This window comes from Methylobacterium organophilum, from assembly GCF_022533465.1.
Taxonomy (GTDB): domain Bacteria; phylum Pseudomonadota; class Alphaproteobacteria; order Rhizobiales; family Beijerinckiaceae; genus Methylobacterium; species Methylobacterium organophilum.
Genome location: NZ_CP092848.1, coordinates 3,457,537 through 3,473,100, shown reverse-complemented (window position 1 = coordinate 3,473,100; position 15,564 = coordinate 3,457,537). Strand labels below are relative to the sequence as shown.

General features: G+C 67.9%; 26 protein-coding genes. All 26 read right to left on the bottom strand.

Annotation, left to right across the window (positions count from 1 at the left end):
* Nucleotides 1-6: 6 nt before the first annotated feature.
* The 26 genes from MMB17_RS16290 to rplB all read right to left on the bottom strand — a co-directional run bounded on the left by MMB17_RS16290 (nt 7) and on the right by rplB (nt 15,562).
* On the bottom strand, nt 7-225 hold the full coding sequence (locus MMB17_RS16290) for a hypothetical protein (RefSeq protein WP_238314437.1): 219 nt from the start codon (nt 223-225) through the stop codon (nt 7-9).
* A 188-nt stretch (nt 226-413) separates the two neighbouring features.
* Nucleotides 414-830 (bottom strand): 50S ribosomal protein L17, encoded by a 417-nt coding sequence (gene rplQ, locus MMB17_RS16285; protein WP_238314434.1) that lies wholly within the window; start codon nt 828-830, stop codon nt 414-416.
* 147 nt (nt 831-977) lie between these two features.
* Nucleotides 978-1,997: a DNA-directed RNA polymerase subunit alpha gene (locus MMB17_RS16280; protein ID WP_238314432.1), complete on the bottom strand. Its 1,020-nt coding sequence runs from the start codon at nt 1,995-1,997 to the stop codon at nt 978-980.
* Between the two features lie 101 nt (nt 1,998-2,098).
* On the bottom strand, nt 2,099-2,977 hold the full coding sequence (locus MMB17_RS16275; RefSeq protein WP_241099544.1) for an MBL fold metallo-hydrolase: 879 nt from the start codon (nt 2,975-2,977) through the stop codon (nt 2,099-2,101).
* Between the two features lie 46 nt (nt 2,978-3,023).
* The gene (gene rpsK, locus MMB17_RS16270; protein ID WP_009866710.1) at nt 3,024-3,413 is read right to left on the bottom strand and encodes a 30S ribosomal protein S11; all 390 of its coding nucleotides are present in this window, start codon (nt 3,411-3,413) and stop codon (nt 3,024-3,026) included.
* 168 nt (nt 3,414-3,581) lie between these two features.
* Nucleotides 3,582-3,950, bottom strand: coding sequence for a 30S ribosomal protein S13 (gene rpsM / locus MMB17_RS16265; RefSeq protein WP_238314426.1), 369 nt, complete (start codon nt 3,948-3,950; stop codon nt 3,582-3,584).
* Between the two features lie 230 nt (nt 3,951-4,180).
* Complete coding sequence (locus tag MMB17_RS16260) at nt 4,181-5,344, bottom strand: MFS transporter (RefSeq protein WP_241099543.1); 1,164 nt, start codon at nt 5,342-5,344, stop codon at nt 4,181-4,183.
* 133 nt (nt 5,345-5,477) lie between these two features.
* Nucleotides 5,478-6,080: an adenylate kinase gene (locus tag MMB17_RS16255; protein ID WP_238314420.1), complete on the bottom strand. Its 603-nt coding sequence runs from the start codon at nt 6,078-6,080 to the stop codon at nt 5,478-5,480.
* 147 nt (nt 6,081-6,227) lie between these two features.
* Nucleotides 6,228-7,571 carry a preprotein translocase subunit SecY gene (secY, locus tag MMB17_RS16250; RefSeq protein ID WP_238314418.1) on the bottom strand — a complete coding sequence of 448 codons (1,344 nt, stop codon included), beginning with the start codon at nt 7,569-7,571 and terminating at the stop codon, nt 6,228-6,230.
* 114 nt (nt 7,572-7,685) lie between these two features.
* Nucleotides 7,686-8,183 carry a 50S ribosomal protein L15 gene (gene rplO, locus MMB17_RS16245; RefSeq protein WP_238314415.1) on the bottom strand — a complete coding sequence of 166 codons (498 nt, stop codon included), beginning with the start codon at nt 8,181-8,183 and terminating at the stop codon, nt 7,686-7,688.
* Nucleotides 8,184-8,196: 13 nt separating this feature from the next.
* Complete coding sequence (gene rpmD / locus MMB17_RS16240) at nt 8,197-8,391, bottom strand: 50S ribosomal protein L30 (protein WP_241099541.1); 195 nt, start codon at nt 8,389-8,391, stop codon at nt 8,197-8,199.
* Between the two features lie 12 nt (nt 8,392-8,403).
* Nucleotides 8,404-8,982 (bottom strand): 30S ribosomal protein S5, encoded by a 579-nt coding sequence (gene rpsE / locus MMB17_RS16235; protein WP_012253652.1) that lies wholly within the window; start codon nt 8,980-8,982, stop codon nt 8,404-8,406.
* An 88-nt stretch (nt 8,983-9,070) separates the two neighbouring features.
* Nucleotides 9,071-9,433 carry a 50S ribosomal protein L18 gene (gene rplR / locus MMB17_RS16230; RefSeq protein ID WP_238314409.1) on the bottom strand — a complete coding sequence of 121 codons (363 nt, stop codon included), beginning with the start codon at nt 9,431-9,433 and terminating at the stop codon, nt 9,071-9,073.
* 10 nt (nt 9,434-9,443) lie between these two features.
* Nucleotides 9,444-9,977 (bottom strand): 50S ribosomal protein L6, encoded by a 534-nt coding sequence (gene rplF / locus MMB17_RS16225; protein ID WP_238314407.1) that lies wholly within the window; start codon nt 9,975-9,977, stop codon nt 9,444-9,446.
* A gap of 16 nt (nt 9,978-9,993) precedes the next feature.
* Complete coding sequence (rpsH, locus tag MMB17_RS16220; RefSeq protein ID WP_238314405.1) at nt 9,994-10,389, bottom strand: 30S ribosomal protein S8; 396 nt, start codon at nt 10,387-10,389, stop codon at nt 9,994-9,996.
* 12 nt (nt 10,390-10,401) lie between these two features.
* Entirely contained in the window at nt 10,402-10,707 is a 306-nt protein-coding gene (rpsN, locus tag MMB17_RS16215) for a 30S ribosomal protein S14 (protein ID WP_238314403.1), read from the bottom strand.
* A gap of 45 nt (nt 10,708-10,752) precedes the next feature.
* Nucleotides 10,753-11,319 (bottom strand): 50S ribosomal protein L5, encoded by a 567-nt coding sequence (rplE, locus tag MMB17_RS16210; RefSeq protein WP_238314386.1) that lies wholly within the window; start codon nt 11,317-11,319, stop codon nt 10,753-10,755.
* Nucleotides 11,312-11,626, bottom strand: a complete 315-nt coding sequence (gene rplX, locus MMB17_RS16205; RefSeq protein ID WP_238314382.1) for a 50S ribosomal protein L24 — start codon at nt 11,624-11,626, stop codon at nt 11,312-11,314. The genes rplE and rplX overlap by 8 nt, the downstream gene beginning before the upstream one ends.
* Entirely contained in the window at nt 11,626-11,994 is a 369-nt protein-coding gene (gene rplN, locus MMB17_RS16200) for a 50S ribosomal protein L14 (RefSeq protein ID WP_238314380.1), read from the bottom strand. The genes rplX and rplN overlap by 1 nt, the downstream gene beginning before the upstream one ends.
* A gap of 353 nt (nt 11,995-12,347) precedes the next feature.
* A complete protein-coding gene (gene rpsQ / locus MMB17_RS16195) occupies nt 12,348-12,614 on the bottom strand; it encodes a 30S ribosomal protein S17 (protein WP_238314378.1) in 267 nt (88 codons plus the stop codon).
* A gap of 12 nt (nt 12,615-12,626) precedes the next feature.
* Nucleotides 12,627-12,842 (bottom strand): 50S ribosomal protein L29, encoded by a 216-nt coding sequence (gene rpmC / locus MMB17_RS16190; protein WP_238314375.1) that lies wholly within the window; start codon nt 12,840-12,842, stop codon nt 12,627-12,629.
* 14 nt (nt 12,843-12,856) lie between these two features.
* Nucleotides 12,857-13,270: a 50S ribosomal protein L16 gene (rplP, locus tag MMB17_RS16185; RefSeq protein WP_238314373.1), complete on the bottom strand. Its 414-nt coding sequence runs from the start codon at nt 13,268-13,270 to the stop codon at nt 12,857-12,859.
* Between the two features lie 32 nt (nt 13,271-13,302).
* A complete protein-coding gene (rpsC, locus tag MMB17_RS16180; RefSeq protein ID WP_241099539.1) occupies nt 13,303-14,046 on the bottom strand; it encodes a 30S ribosomal protein S3 in 744 nt (247 codons plus the stop codon).
* A gap of 10 nt (nt 14,047-14,056) precedes the next feature.
* Nucleotides 14,057-14,440 carry a 50S ribosomal protein L22 gene (rplV, locus tag MMB17_RS16175; protein ID WP_238314368.1) on the bottom strand — a complete coding sequence of 128 codons (384 nt, stop codon included), beginning with the start codon at nt 14,438-14,440 and terminating at the stop codon, nt 14,057-14,059.
* 1 nt (nt 14,441) lies between these two features.
* Nucleotides 14,442-14,720 (bottom strand): 30S ribosomal protein S19, encoded by a 279-nt coding sequence (rpsS, locus tag MMB17_RS16170; protein WP_009865532.1) that lies wholly within the window; start codon nt 14,718-14,720, stop codon nt 14,442-14,444.
* A gap of 5 nt (nt 14,721-14,725) precedes the next feature.
* Nucleotides 14,726-15,562, bottom strand: a complete 837-nt coding sequence (gene rplB, locus MMB17_RS16165) for a 50S ribosomal protein L2 (protein ID WP_238314351.1) — start codon at nt 15,560-15,562, stop codon at nt 14,726-14,728.
* Nucleotides 15,563-15,564: the final 2 nt, after the last annotated feature.

Here is a 15,564-nt window from a genome sequence, read left to right as displayed (position 1 = left end):
CTGGGGCTACGGTTCCTTCTTGTCGAGGGACACGCAGGCCTTCACCAAATCCTCGAGCCGCAGCGCGCCGGGATTGCCGATATTGGCCGTCTCCTCCAGGCAGCGCATGAAATAGTGGTTGTCGAGGTTCGGCGAGAGCGCCGAGAAGGCCTTGCCCATCCGGTTCGTGAAATCGATCTTGTCGGTCATGCTGGCCCGCGGCCAGAGATCGGCCTTGTCGTCCATCGACAGGCGCGCCTGCGCGGATCCGGCGAGAGCACAAGAAAAGAATAAGAATAGAATAATCGAGCGACGCATGACCTGTTTCCTCCTCTTGTCGAGGACAGGCATCATAGTGCGATTGGCCTGGAAGAACAGAAAAGGGCGACCCTTTCGGATCGCCCTTCCTTGAAAAGATGGCCTTGTGGCGCGGATCAGGCCGCCTCGGCCTCGCCGCCGACCACCGGGCCGGAATCCTTGCCGCGGGCGTCGACGTCGCGGTCGACGAACTCGATCACGGCGAGCGGGGCGTTGTCGCCGTAGCGGAAGCCGGCCTTCATGATGCGGCAATAGCCGCCCGGACGGGCCTGGTAGCGCGGGCCGAGCACCGTGAAGAGCTTGGTGACCATGGCGGCGTCGCGCAGCTGGCCCATGGCGAGGCGGCGGTTATGCACGCTGTCGACGCGGCCGAGGGTGATCAGCTTCTCGACAACCGGACGCAGGTCCTTGGCCTTGGGCAGGGTGGTGACGATCTGCTCGTGCTTGATCAGCGCGGCGGACATGTTGGCGAACATCGCCTTGCGGTGCTCGGGGGTGCGGTTGAAGCGACGACCGCGGAAACCGTGACGCATGATGGCTGTCCTTCTCTCGACCCGGCCGCCGTGCCACGGAACGGTCGGGCGCCTCGCCAGGGAGGCTGTTCTTCATGGATCCGCTTGACCCCGCGGCGGGATTTCTTCGCGCGACGGGGCGCCCGCGGGCGCCCCGATGCGGCTTGCTCAGTAGTGCTCTTCGAAGCGCTTGGCGAGATCCTCGATGTTCTCCGGCGGCCAGCCGGGAACGTCCATGCCGAGGTGCAGGCCCATGCCAGCCAGCACTTCCTTGATCTCGTTGAGCGACTTGCGGCCGAAGTTCGGGGTGCGCAGCATCTCGCCCTCGGACTTCTGGATGAGGTCGCCGATATAGACGATGTTGTCGTTCTTCAGGCAGTTCGCCGAACGGACCGACAGCTCCAGCTCGTCCACCTTCTTGAGCAGGGCCGGGTTGAAGGGCAGCTGCGGCGCGAGCGGCGCGGCCTCTTCCTTGCGGGGCTCCTCGAAGTTCACGAAGACCTGGAGCTGGTCCTGGATGATGCGCGCGGCATAGGCCAGGGCATCCTCCGGCGACACGGCGCCGTTGGTCTCGACCGTCATGGTCAGCTTGTCCTTGTCGAGATCCTGGCCCTCGCGGGTAGTCTCGACGCGGTAGCTCACCTTGGTCACCGGCGAGAACAGGGCGTCCACCGGGATCAGGCCGATCGGCGCGTCCTCGGGGCGGTTGCGCTCGGCCGGGACGTAGCCCTTGCCGGTGGCGACCGTGAACTCCATGCGGATCTCGGCGCCGTCGTCCAGGGTGCAGATCACGAGGTCGGGGTTCAGCACCTGGATGTCGCCGACGACGCTGATGTCGCCCGCGGTGACGAGGCCCGGGCCGGTCTTGCGCAGGGTCATGCGCTTGGGCTGGTCGGACTGCGAGCGCAGGGCGATGGTCTTGATGTTGAGGACGATGTCGGTGACGTCCTCGCGCACGCCCGGGATCGAGGAGAACTCGTGCAGCACGCCGTCGATCTGGACGGAGGTGACGGCCGCGCCCTGGAGCGAGGACAGGAGCACGCGGCGCAGCGAGTTGCCGAGCGTGGTGCCGAAGCCGCGCTCGAGGGGCTCGGCCACGACGGTGGCGACGCGCTTGGGGTCGTCCCCGGCCGAGACCTGAAGCTTGTTCGGCTTGATGAGCTCTTGCCAGTTCTTCTGAATGACCACGGTCCTACCTCTCGTCCAATCCTGCGCCGCCCGCGAGGGCTCTAGCGCTTCGGCCGGATGCGCCCGCCCTGGCGCGCCCGGTCCCCAAAGTCTCGTTCCGCCTACCGGACTCCCGCCACCCAGAGCGCCGGCACGAAGCTGTAGCCTGCACCGTCCCGGGCGACGTGGCCGAGTGCCGGGAACTCGAGATGAGAGCCGGCGATGAACGTCTTCTCGCTCGCGACCTCGTCGAGGACGCGCTTGCGGGTCTCCCGCGCCTGCTCGCCGTCCACGTCGAAGACGACGCCGGCTTGCGGGTTCTTGAACTGGATCGCCGGCAGATGGACCACGTCGGTCCACAGCAACAGCGACTGGCCCCCGGACGAGATCCGGAAGCCGCAATGGCCCGGGGTGTGCCCGGGCAGATGGACCGCGTCGATGCCCGGCGCGACCTCGCCGCCCCGGTGATCGCGCAGCCGACCCTTGTAGGGCGCGACCGCCTTGCGGGCGCCCTCGAAATAGGGCTTTGCCCCCTCCGGAGCCTTGGCCAGCGCCTCGTCGGGCAGCCAATGCGCCACCTCGTCGGCATGCACCAGCAGCTCGGCGTTGGGATAGGCCGCCCGGTCGTCCCCCGTCAGCAGCCCGCCGGCATGGTCGGGATGCAGATGGGTGAGGATCAGCGTTTCGATCTCCTCCGGCTTCACCCCCGCCGCCGCAAGGGCAGCGGGAACGCGGCCGAGGGTCTCGGGCCCGAGCTTGCCGTAGCCGGTGTCGATCAGGACCGGCTTGCGGCCGGCCCCGGTGACGAGGAACGCGTTGAGCGTGATCAGCGGGGCCTGCGGACGAAAACCGGCGGCCTGGAGGGCGCCGGCTTCTTCCTTGGAGATGCCCGTGACGAGATCGAGCGACCCTTCGAAGTAGCCGTCATTGAGCGCGGTGACCGTGAGGTCGCCGAGATTCCAGCGCAGCACACCCGGAAGGGCCGTCGTGTCGTTCGCCACCGGCGTCTCCGTTTTCAGCCTCGTTCGTTCCGTCGATCCCGTCCGATCAGACGCGGCGGCGCTTGCGCGGCCGGCAGCCGTTATGCGGGATCGAGGTGACGTCGCGGATCGAGGTCACGGTGAAGCCCGCGGCCTGGAGGGCACGAAGGGCCGACTCGCGGCCGGAGCCGGGGCCGGAGACCTCGACCTCGAGGGTACGCATGCCGTGCTCGGCGGCCTTGCGGCCGGCATCCTCGGCGGCGACCTGGGCGGCGTACGGGGTCGACTTGCGCGAGCCCTTGAAGCCCATGGCGCCGGCGGACGACCAGGAGATCGTGTTGCCCTGCGCGTCGGTGATGGTGATCATCGTGTTGTTGAACGAGGCGTTCACATGCGCCACGCCCGAGACGATGTTCTTGCGTTCGCGCCGGCGGACGCGGGTCGGTTCCTTGGCCATTCTGTTCTCGCTGGTCCTTCAATCACGCCCGTAACACCAGGCGCTCGGGATGTTTCGTCACGTGGGCGCGGCTGCCGTGCAGGTCCGTCCCGATCAACCGCCGCCGCCGGGGAGCACCCGGCGCGACGCAAAGAAGGCCGAGCGACGCACGGCCTTCCAATGCCAGAATTACTTCTTCTTGCCGGCGATCGGCTTCGCCTTGCCCTTGCGGGTGCGGGCGTTGGTGTGGGTGCGCTGGCCGCGGACCGGGAGCTGCTTGCGGTGGCGCAGGCCACGGTAGCAGCCGAGATCCATCAGGCGCTTGATGTTCATCGAGACTTCGCGGCGCAGGTCGCCCTCGACGACGTAGTCGCGGTCGATGGTCTCGCGGATCTGGAGCACCTCGGCGTCGGTGAGCTGGTTCACCCGGCGCTCGGCGGGGATGCCGACCTTCTCGGTGATCTCGCCGGCCTTCTGCGGGCCGATGCCGTGGATGTACTGAAGCGCGATGACGACGCGCTTGTTGGTCGGGATGTTGACGCCAGCGATACGAGCCAAGACTGCACTCCATGGGGCGGGCCGCAGCCCTGCCGCTTTTGCCTGTGACAAGCGCGCGTCCGGTGGAGGCCGGCCCCTGCGCGCCCTCAAGACGACAAATCGGCCCGCAAGCAGCCTTTCTCGAAGGTGCCCCGGACCTGATCGTGTCTCGACGAAGGTGGCTCGCCTAGCGCAGGCGCGCAAAGATGTCAACGCGCCCTTTACGGATCTTCCGAGTCCGAAGGCGTCCTTCAACCCCGGCGCGACAGCAGCAGCGCCAGGACCGCGGCGCCCGCGCCGAAGAGGCAGGCGCCGGTCCAGCCCGCATGCTGGAAGGCGAGACCGCCCATCCCCGCACCGAAGGCGCCCCCGAGCAGCATCGTCGCCATGAACACGGTGTTGAGGCGACTCCGGGCCTGGGGATCGAGCCCGTGCACCTGGGCCTGGTTGGCGACCTGGGACGAGGCCACGCCGAGATCCATCACCAGCACGCCGGCGGCGAGGGCGGCGAGGCTGCCGTCCAGCAGCCGGAACAGCAGGAAGGCGGCGATGACGAGGCCGGCGCCGGCAGAGACGACCCTGGCAGGGCCGTGCCGGTCGGCGAGCGCCCCGGCCCGTGGCGCGGCGAGCGCCCCGGCGATGCCGGCCAGCGCCAGCAGACCCACCGCGGTGCCGCCGAGGCCGTAGACCGGCTCGCGCAGATGCAGGGCCACGGTCGACCAGAAGCCCATGAAGGCGCCGAACATCAGGAACTGGATCGCCATGGCGCGGCGCAGGCCGGCATGGCTGCGCACCAGCGTGACCATCGAGGCGAGGAGATGCGGGTAGCTGAGCCGCGTCGTCGGCTCGATCCGCGGCAGGACCAGGGCCAGCACGAGGCCGATCGTGCCGGTGAGGGCCACCGCGAACCAGTAGACCGCGTGCCAGCCGAGGGCGTCGGCGATCACCCCGCTCACGGCCCGCGCCCCGAGGACGCCGATGAGGATGCCGCTGAGCACCGTCCCGATCACGCGGCCGCGTTCCGAGGGGGCGGAAAGCTGGACCGCGAAGGGCACGATCTGCTGCGCGACGGTCGCGAAGAGACCGACGCCGAGGCTCGCCGCGGCGAGCCAGGCGAGGCTCGGGCTGAGCGCGGCCGCGATCAGGGTGACGACCAGGGCCGCGACGGTGGCCAGGATCAGCGCCCGCCGCTCGAACCGGTCCCCGAGGGGGGCGAGGAACAGGACGCCGCAGGCGCCGCCGAGCTGCGACAGCACGGGGATCGTGGCCACCGTGCCGGAGGCGACGCCGAAATCATGGGCCAGAAGCCCGAGGAAGGCCTGATTGTAGTAGCTGTTGGCGACCGCGCTGCCGGCCGCGACCGCCAGGATCCGCAGGAGCCCGGCCGAGAGGGTCGTGTCGGATGTGGGGGGCATGGGCGTCATGCCCGCCTCCTTGCATCCGGCCTGCGCACGGACAAACGCTTTCGCGAGAGGCGAGCTCTGCAACGGGGGAACGGCGCGCTTCGCCCCGCGGCGGCGGCCTAAGCCGCCGTCGCGCCTGAACGCCTCAGGAGGCGACGGCCTCGCGGTAGCCGTCGAGCAGCGCCGTGACCTCGGTGGTGACCGCATCGATCGGCTTCATGCCGTCGAGCTGCTTCAGGAGGCCCGTTCCGGCATAATAGTCGGAGAGCGGCGCGGTCTGCTTCTTATAGGCCTCGAGCCGGGTCTTGAAGACTTCCGGCGTATCGTCCTTGCGCACGGGCAGGCCCTTGGCGGCCGTCTCCTCCGCGCGCTTGGCGATGCGGCCGACGAGGGCGTTCTCGTCGACGACGAACTCCACCACCGCGTCGAGGGCGATGCCCTTGTCGGCGAGCATGGCGTCGAGGGCCCGGGCCTGCTCCACGGTGCGCGGGAAGCCGTCGAGGATGAAGCCGGGCTTGGCATCCGCCTCCTCGATCCGGTCGGCGACGATGCCGACCACGACCGCGTCCGGCACGAGCCCGCCGCTCTCCATGATCGCCTTGGCCTCGCGCCCGACCGGCGTGCCGGCGGCGACCGCCGCACGCAGCATGTCGCCCGTCGAGAGCTGAGGGATGCCGTAGCGCTGCACGATGCGCTCGGACTGGGTACCCTTCCCCGCCCCGGGGGGTCCGAGCAGAATGATCCGCATGGCGTCCCTTCCTGTCCTCAAAGGCCCGCGCCCGGGCTCTTGCTTCGCGGCCTGACGGCGCTTCGCTTAGCCGCAGCCCGCGTTTCTGCGCAATTCCTCAAGGCCCGTCCACCGCACCTTTGGTGGAGAGGCGGGCCGGTCTGTCACTCAACGGCGGCGCGTGGTGGAGGCGCCGCGCAGCTTCGCCTTCTTCACGAGGCCCTCGTACTGATGCGCCATCAGGTGCCCGTGGATCTGGGCCACCGTGTCCATGGTCACGGAGACCACGATCAGCAGCGAGGTGCCGCCGAAGCCGAGGCTCGCCGAGGTGTAGGAGGCGACGATCTCCGGCACCAGGCAGACGAAAGTCAGGTAGAGGGCGCCGATCACGGTGATGCGGGTCAGCACCTTGTCGATGAAGGCCGCGGTGCGCTCGCCGGGGCGGATGCCCGGGATGAAGCCGCCATGCTTCTTCAGGTTGTCCGCCGTCTCCTGCGGATTGAACACCACCGCGGTGTAGAAGAACGTGAAGAAGATGATCAGCGCCGCGTAGGCCACCATGTAGAGCGGCCGCCCGTGGCCGAGATAGGCCGTCAGCGTGCCGAGGATGCCGGTGGAGCCCTGATTGGCCGAGAAGCTCGCCACGGTCGTCGGCAGCAGCAGCAGCGACGAGGCGAAGATCGGCGGGATCACGCCCGAGGTGTTGAGCTTGAGCGGCAGGAACGAGGTCTGGCCCTCGTACATCCGGTTGCCGACCTGGCGCTTCGGGTAGTTGATCAGGAGACGGCGCTGGGCGCGTTCCATGAACACGATGAAATAGACCAGGGCGACCGCGGCCACGGCGGCGCCGAGCAGGATGGCCGGCGAGAGCGCGCCGGTGCGCGACAGCTCGAGGGCGCCGAAGATCGCCGCCGGCAGGTGGGCGACGATGCCCGCGAAGATGATCAGCGAGGAGCCGTTGCCGATGCCGCGGGAGGTGATCTGCTCGCCGATCCACATCAGGAACAGCGTGCCGCCGGTGAGCGTGATCACGGTCGAGAGGATGAAGAACGGGCCCGGATTGATCACCGCGTTCGAGCCCTGCAGGCCGAAGGCGATGCCCCAGGACTGGACCAGCGCCAGCACCACCGTGAGGTAGCGGGTGTACTGGTTGATGACCTTGCGGCCGGACTCGCCCTCCTTCTTCAGCGCCTCCAGGCTCGGCACGACCGAGGTGAGGAGCTGAACGATGATCGAGGCCGAGATGTACGGCATGATGTTCAGCGCGAACACCGCCATGCGCTCGACGGCGCCGCCGGAGAACATGTTGAACAGGCCGAGCACGCCGCCCGCCTGGTTCTGGAAGTTCCGGGCGAACTGCTCGGGGTCGATGCCGGGAATCGGGATGTAGGTGCCGAGCCGGAACACGATCAGCGCGCCGATCGTGAACCAGATCCGCTTTTTCAGCTCGTCGGCCTTGGCGATGGCGCCGAAATTGAGGTTGGCGGCAAGCTGCTCGGCGGCTGAGGCCATGTCACGCGTTCCCGGAAATGGGCGTTCGGACGCGATTCGCGCGTCCCGAAAACAGGAGCGGCGGCCACGCGCGTCGCACGGGCCGCCGCTCGGTTGTTCGACTTAAGGGCTGGCTCAGGCCGACGCAACCGTGCCGCGATGCGCGACGCCGGCGGCGTAGACCGTGGTCACCGAGCCACCCGCCTTCTCGACGGCCTCGATGGCCGACTTGGAGGCGCGGGTGACCTCGAAGCTGAGCTTCGCGGTCAGCTCGCCGACGCCGAGCAGCTTCACGCCGTCGCGGGCGCGGCTGATCACGCCGGCCTTGACGAGGGCGTCGACCGTCACGGTCGCGGCCTTGTCGAGCTTGCCGGCATCCACGGCCTCCTGCACCCGGCCGAGATTCACCTCGTTCAGGTCGGCGGCGTGGATGTTGTTGAAGCCGCGCTTCGGCAGGCGACGATGCAGCGGCATCTGGCCGCCCTCGAAGCCCTTGATGGCCACGCCGGTGCGGGCCTTCTGACCCTTCACGCCGCGGCCCGCGGTCTTGCCCTTGCCGGAGCCGATGCCCCGGCCGACACGCATGCGCGCCTTGGTGGCGCCCTCGTTGTCGCGGATCTCGTTGAGCTTCATGGTGGAGCCCTCCTCACGCCGCGGCGTCGTCGAGGACGCGCACGAGATGCGCGACCTTGCGGATCATGCCGCGCACCGCCGGAGTGTCCTCCAGCTCGGAGACGCGGTGCAGCTTGTTCAGCCGGAGGCCGATCAGCGTCTGGCGCTGGGAGGCCTCGCGGCGGATCGGCGAACCGATCTGCTCGATGCGGACAGTCTTGCTAGCCATTCTGCCCTCCCCTTACGCCACGGCGGCTTCAGAGGTGTCGGCCGGGTCGGCATCGCGGCGGCGCGCCTGGAGCGCGGACACCTTGAGGCCACGACGGGCCGCGACCGAACGCGGGCTGTCCTCGTTCTTGAGCGCGTCGAAGGTGGCGCGCACGAGGTTGTAGGGGTTCGAAGAGCCGAGGCTCTTGGCCACCACGTCCTGCATGCCCAGCGTCTCGAAGACGGCGCGCATCGGGCCGCCCGCGATGATGCCGGTGCCCTGCGGGGCCGCGCGGAGGATCACCTTGCCGGCGCCGTGACGGCCGTTGACGTCGTGGTGCAGCGTGCGGCCTTCGCGCAGGCTGACGCGGATCAGACCGCGCTTGGCGGCTTCCGTCGCCTTGCGGATGGCCTCCGGCACCTCGCGGGCCTTGCCGTGGCCGAAGCCGACGCGGCCCTTCTGGTCGCCGACGACGACGAGCGCCGCGAAGCCGAAGCGACGGCCACCCTTCACCACCTTGGCGACGCGGTTGATGTGGACGAGCTTGTCCACGAACTCGCTGTCGCGCTCCTCGCGGTCGTCGCGGCGACGACCCTCGCGTTCACGTGCCATTGTTCTTTCCCGTGATCTCACTGACGCGGGCGTGACGCCCGCTCGCTCGATGGTTCCCCTCCCCCGAGACGGGGGAGGGAGAAGTTCCTCAGAACTCCAGACCGCCCTCGCGGGCGGCTTCGGCCAGGGCCTTGACCCGGCCGTGATAGAGGTAGCCCGAGCGGTCGAAGATGACCTTCGACACGCCGGCCGCCTTGGCGCGCTCGGCGACGAGCTTGCCCACCGCGGTGGCGGCGGCGACGTCGGCGCCGGTCTTCAGGCTGCCCTTGAGATCCTTCTCCAGGGTCGAGGCGGAGGCGAGCGTACGGCCCGCCGCGTCGTCGATGACCTGGACGTAGATCTGCTTGGACGAGCGGAACACCGACAGCCGCGGACGGCCATTGGCGGCCGCGCGCAGGGCGCGGCGGACGCGCGCCTTGCGGCGGATGAGGGCTTCGTTCTTGTTCGACATGATCGCCCCCTTACTTCTTCTTGCCTTCCTTGCGGAAGATGAACTCGCCGGCGTACTTGACGCCCTTGCCCTTGTAGGGCTCGGGGCCACGGTATTCGCGGATCTCCGCGGCCACCTGGCCGACGCGCTGACGATCGATGCCCGAGACCACGATCTCCGTGGGCTTCGGCGTCACGATGGTGATGCCGGCCGGGATCTCGTACTCGATGTCGTGGCTGTAGCCGAGCGACAGCTTGAGCGCCTTGCCGGCCATCGCGGCGCGGTAGCCCACGCCGGTGATCTCCAGCTTCTTCTCGAAGCCCTTCGAGACGCCCTCGACGAGGTTCGCCACCTGGGCGCGCGAGGTGCCCCACAGGGAGCGGGCCTGCTTCGACTGGTCCTTGGGCTGCACCGAGACGGCGCCGTCCTTGAACTCGACGATGACCTGGGGCGGCACCACGAACTGGAGCTCGCCCTTGGAACCCTTCATCTTCACCGTCTGACCCGTGACCGTGGCGGTGACGCCGGCGGGGACGGGGACGGGCTTCTTGCCTACGCGAGACATGTCGCTGTCCTCCGGATCAGAACACCTTGCAGAGCACTTCACCGCCGACGTTGCGCTCGCGCGCCTCGTGATCGGCCATGACGCCCTGCGGGGTCGAGATGATGGTGACGCCGAGGCCATCGGCGACGCGCGGCAGCTCGCCCACGGACGAGTAGACGCGGCGGCCGGGCTTCGACACGCGGCTGATCGAGCGGATGACGGGCTGGCCGTCGAAGTACTTCAGCTCGATCGCGAACTCCGAACGGCCGTTGCCGAGGTCGGTGGTCGCGTAGTCGCGGATGTAGCCCTCGGACTTGAGGACGTCGAGCACGCTTTTGCGCAGCTTCGAGCCGGGCGTCTGGACGACGTTGCGGCGGCGCAGCTGGCCGTTGCGGATACGGGTGATCATGTCACCCACGGGATCGTTGACCATGGTCGCTCCCCCTTACCAGCTGGACTTCACGAGACCCGGGATCAGGCCCTTGTTGCCGAGCTCGCGCAGGGCAACACGGGACATCCCGAGCTTCCGGTAATAGGCGCGGGGGCGCCCGGTGATCTCGCAACGGTTGCGAATGCGGGTGGGCGACGAGTTGCGCGGCAGCTCGGCGAGCTTGAGGCGCGCCTCGAAGCGCTCCTCCATGCCGAGCGACTCGTTGTTCGCGATCTCGAGCAGCGCCTTCCGCTTCTCGGCAAAGCGCTTCACCAGCGCCTTGCGGTGGTTGTTCTTTTCGACTGAGCTCTTCTTAGCCATGTCTTCTCTCTCCGGTGTCCGCGTATAAGCGAGCGTTGCCGCCGCTTACTGCCGGAACGGGAAACGGAACTGGGCGAGGAGCGCGCGCGCCTCCTCGTCCGTCGTGGCGGACGTCTGGATGACGATGTCCATGCCCCAGGGCTGCTCCGCCTTGTCGTAGGAGATCTCCGGGAACACGAAATGCTCCTTCAGGCCGAGGGCGTAGTTGCCGCGGCCGTCGAAGGACTTCGGGTTCAGGCCGCGGAAGTCGCGAACGCGCGGCAGCGCGATCGTGATCAGGCGATCCATGAACTCGTACATGCGCTGCTTGCGCAGCGTCACCTTGCAGCCGATCGGCATGCCCTCGCGGACCTTGAAGGTCGCGATCGCCTTGCGGGCGCGGGTGATGACCGGCTTCTGGCCGGCGATGAGGGCGAGGTCGCCCGCCGCCACCGAGGCCTTCTTGGAATCGGCGGTGGACTCGCCGACGCCCATGTTGATGACGATCTTCTCGATCTGCGGGACCTGCATCGGGTTCTTGTACCCGAACTGCTCGATCAGCTTCTGCCGGACGACCTCGTCGTAGTGCTTGCGCAGACGCGGGACGTAGGCGTTCTTGTCGGCCTCAGCCATCGATCTGATCCCCCGTGGTCTTGGCGAACCGGACCTTGCGCCCGTCGTCGAGGATGCGGAACCCAACACGGGTCGGCTTGCCGTTGGCATCGGCCACCGCGATGTTGGACAGGTGGATGGCAGCCTCCTTGGAGATGATGCCGCCTTCCTGGTTCTGGGTCTGACGCTGGTGCTTCTTCACCAGGTTGATGCCGCGAACGAAGGCCTTGTCCTCCTTCGGCAGCACCTGGATGACCTCGCCGGAGCGACCCGCGTCGCGACCGGTGAGAACGACGACCGTGTCGCCCTTCTTGATCTTGGCGGCCATCACAGCACCTCAGGAGCGAGCGAGATGATCTTCATGTGGTTGCGGGCGCGCAGCTCGCGCGGCACCGGCCCGAAGATACGGGTGCCGACCGGCTCCTTCTGATTGTTGATCAGGACGGCCGCGTTGCGGTCGAACCGGATCACCGAGCCGTCGGCGCGCTTCACGTCCTTGGCGGTGCGAACGACGACCGCCTTCATGACGTCGCCCTTCTTCACGCGGCCGCGCGGAATCGCCTCCTTCACGGAGACGACGATGATGTCGCCCACGCCGGCATACTTGCGCTTCGACCCGCCGAGCACCTTGATGCACATCACGCGACGCGCACCAGAATTGTCGGCGACGTCCAGATTCGTCTGCATCTGGATCACAGGAGTGACCTTTCCTTGTTTCAGGCGGGTTTCCGCACGCGGGCGGTATTGCCCGGCGGACGACGCCTGATGGGGATCTGACGTCCCCGGCTCATAAGAGAGACCGCGCAATCGGCGCTGAGGACGCCGGCGCGGTCACCGCGTACGAAGGGATGCGAACATCCCATGGACTGTCGCGAAGGCGTGCCCATTACAATGAGTCCGTCCATCGCGCAAGGCCATATCGCGGCGATCGCCCGCTTCCGCATCCCGGCGACCCCTTGGCGGCGTCGACGAGGGAGGAAGCGGTCTGCCCGCAAACGAAAACGGGCGCGAAAGCTCGCGCCCGCTTCGAACCTGTCCCGAGGAAGACCTCAGGCGGCGGTGCCGGCCGCCTCGGCCGCAGCGGCCTGATCCTCGACCAGCTTCCAGGTCTTGGTCTTGGAGTAGGGCCGCGACTCCTCGATGAACACCGTCTGGCCGATCTTGGCCACGTTGCCCTCGTCGTGGGCATGGTAGTTCTTCGAGCGACGGACGGTCTTCTTCATCACCGGGTGGGTGAAGCGACGCTCCACCTTCACGACGATGGTCTTGTCGGTCTTGTCGCTGACGACGACACCCTGAAGGATGCGCTTGGGCATGGCGTTATCTCCTCAGGCCTTGGCCGCGTCGAGCGTCTTGCGACGCTGCAGCGTGCGCACGCGGGCAATGTCGCGCCGGACCTCACGGACCCGGGCGACGTTCTCGAGCTGGCCCGTCGCACCCTGGAAGCGCAGGTTGAACTGCTCCTTCTTCAGGTTGACGAGCTCGTCGGAAAGCTGATCCGCCGACATCGCGCGCAGATCAGACAGTCTTTGCGTAGACTTCATGATCCTTCTTCCTATCAATCGGCGATGCGCTGGATGACGCGCGTGCGCACCGGCAGCTTCGCGGCACCGAGGCGCAGAGCCTCGCGGGCGATGTCCTCGGCGACACCGTCGACCTCGAACATGATGCGGCCGGGATGGACGCGGGCCGCCCAGTACTCGGGGGCACCCTTACCGGAGCCCATGCGGACTTCGGTGGGCTTGGCGGTGACGGGCAGATCCGGGAACACCCGGATCCACACGCGGCCCTGACGCTTCATCTCGCGGGTGATCGCGCGGCGGGCCGCCTCGATCTGGCGCGCGGTGATGCGCTCGGGTTCCATCGCCTTGAGGCCGAACTGGCCGAAGTTCAGCTCAAAGCCGCCCTTGGCCGCGCCATGGATGCGCCCCTTGAACTGCTTGCGGAACTTGGTCTTCTTGGGTTGCAGCATGGCAGCCTCTCATATGCTTCAGGTGGCTGCGATCACGCGTTGGCGTGATCGCGGCGACCCTCGCGGCCGCCCTCGCGATCGCGCTCACGACGCCCGCCGGAGCGGCCGCCCTCTTCCTGAGCGCGCTTGTCCTGCGCCATCGGGTCGTGCTCGAGGATCTCGCCCTTGAACACCCACACCTTGATGCCGCAGGTGCCGTAGGTCGTGAACGCCGTGGCGACGCCGTAATCGACATCGGCGCGCAGGGTGTGCAGCGGAACGCGGCCCTCGCGGTACCACTCCGTGCGGGCGATCTCCGCGCCGCCGAGACGGCCGGCGCAGTTGATGCGGATGCCCTCGGCACCGAGACGCATGGCCGACTGCACGGCGCGCTTCATGGCGCGACGGAAGGCGACGCGACGCTCGAGCTGCTGGGCGATCGACTCGGCCACCAGGGTGGCGTCGATCTCGGGCTTGCGCACCTCGACGATGTTGATGGCGACGTCCGCCTTCGTCATCGTGTTCACGAGCTTGCGCAGCTTCTCGATATCCGCACCCTTCTTGCCGATCACCACGCCCGGGCGGCCCGAGTGGATGGTGACGCGGCACTTCCGGTGCGGACGCTCGATCACGATCTTGGAGACCGCGGCCTGCTTGAGCTGCTTCATGAGGGCGGCGCGGATCGCGACGTCCTCGTGCATCAGCCGGGCATACTCGCCCTTCTCGGCGAACCAGCGGGAATCCCAGGTCCGGTTGATGCCGAGCCGCAGGCCGATCGGATTGACTTTCTGTCCCATCGGAAACTCCTCAGGCCGCTTCGGCGCGCACTTCGCGAACCACGATCGTGAGGTTCGAGAAGGGCTTCAGGATGCGCGCGCCGCGGCCGCGGGCACGGGCGTGGAAACGCTTGAGAACCAGCGCCTTGCCGACGAAGGCTTGGCTCACGACCAGGTCGTCCACGTCGAGGTCGTGGTTGTTCTCGGCGTTGGCGATCGCGCTCTCGAGGCACTTCTTCACGTCGCGGGCGATGCGCTTGCGCGAGAATTCGAGGTCGGCGAGCGCCGTCTCGACCTTCTTGCCGCGGATCAGCGCCGCCACGAGGTTGAGCTTCTGAGGGCTGACGCGCAGCATGCGCGCGACGGCCTTCGCCTCGTTCTCGGGGAGCGCGCGGGGGGTGGCAGCCTTGCCCATCTCAGCGCCTCTTCGCCTTCTTGTCGGCCGCGTGGCCCGGGAAGGTGCGGGTCGGCGAGAACTCGCCGAACTTGTGCCCGACCATCTCCTCGGTGACGTAGACCGGGATATGCTTGTGTCCGTTGTGCACACCGAAGGTGATGCCCACGAACTGCGGAAGGATCGTGGAGCGGCGGCTCCAGATCTTGACGACCTCGTTGCGGCTGGAACCGCGCGCGGCGTCGGCTTTCTTGAGGAGGTAGCCGTCGACGAACGGCCCCTTCCAAAGGGAGCGTGCCATGGTGGTTACTTCTTGCGGTTATGACGGCTGGACAGGATGAAGGTATCGGTCCGCTTGTTGGACCGGGTCTTCTTCCCCTTGGTGGGCACGCCCCAGGGCGTGACCGGGTTCCGGCCGCCCGAGGTGCGACCCTCACCGCCGCCGTGCGGGTGATCGACCGGGTTCATGGCGACGCCGCGGTTATGCGGACGCTTGCCCAGCCAGCGATTGCGCCCGGCCTTGCCGAGCGAGATGTTCATGTGGTCGGGGTTGGAGACCGCGCCCACGGTGGCGAAGCACTGGCCGTGGACCAGACGCTGCTCGCCGGAGTTCAGGCGCAGGGTCACGTAGCCCTGGTCGCGGCCGACGATCTGGGCGTAGTTGCCCGCGGACCGGGCGATCGCGCCGCCCTTGCCGATCTTCAGCTCGACGTTGTGGACGATCGTGCCCACCGGCATGTTGCCGATCGGGCCGGCATTGCCCGGCTTCACGTCGACGGTCTCGCCCGCGACGACGGTGTCGCCGGGGGAGAGGCGTTGCGGAGCCAGGATGTAGCTCTGCTTGCCGTCGGGGAACGTGATGAGCGCGATGAAGGCGGTGCGGTTCGGATCGTACTCGATCCGCTCCACGGTCGCCGCCACGTTCAGGTTCTCGCGACGCTTGAAGTCGACGTTGCGCAGGACCCGCTTGTGGCCACCGCCGCGGAAGCGGACGGTGACGCGACCGAGATTGTTGCGGCCACCCGAGGAGGTCTTGCCCTCGGTCAGCGCCTTCACCGGCTTGCCCTTGTAGAGCTCACGGCGGTCGACGAGCACGAGCTGGCGCAGGCTCGGCGTGACCGGTTTGAATGTCTTCAAGGCCATCG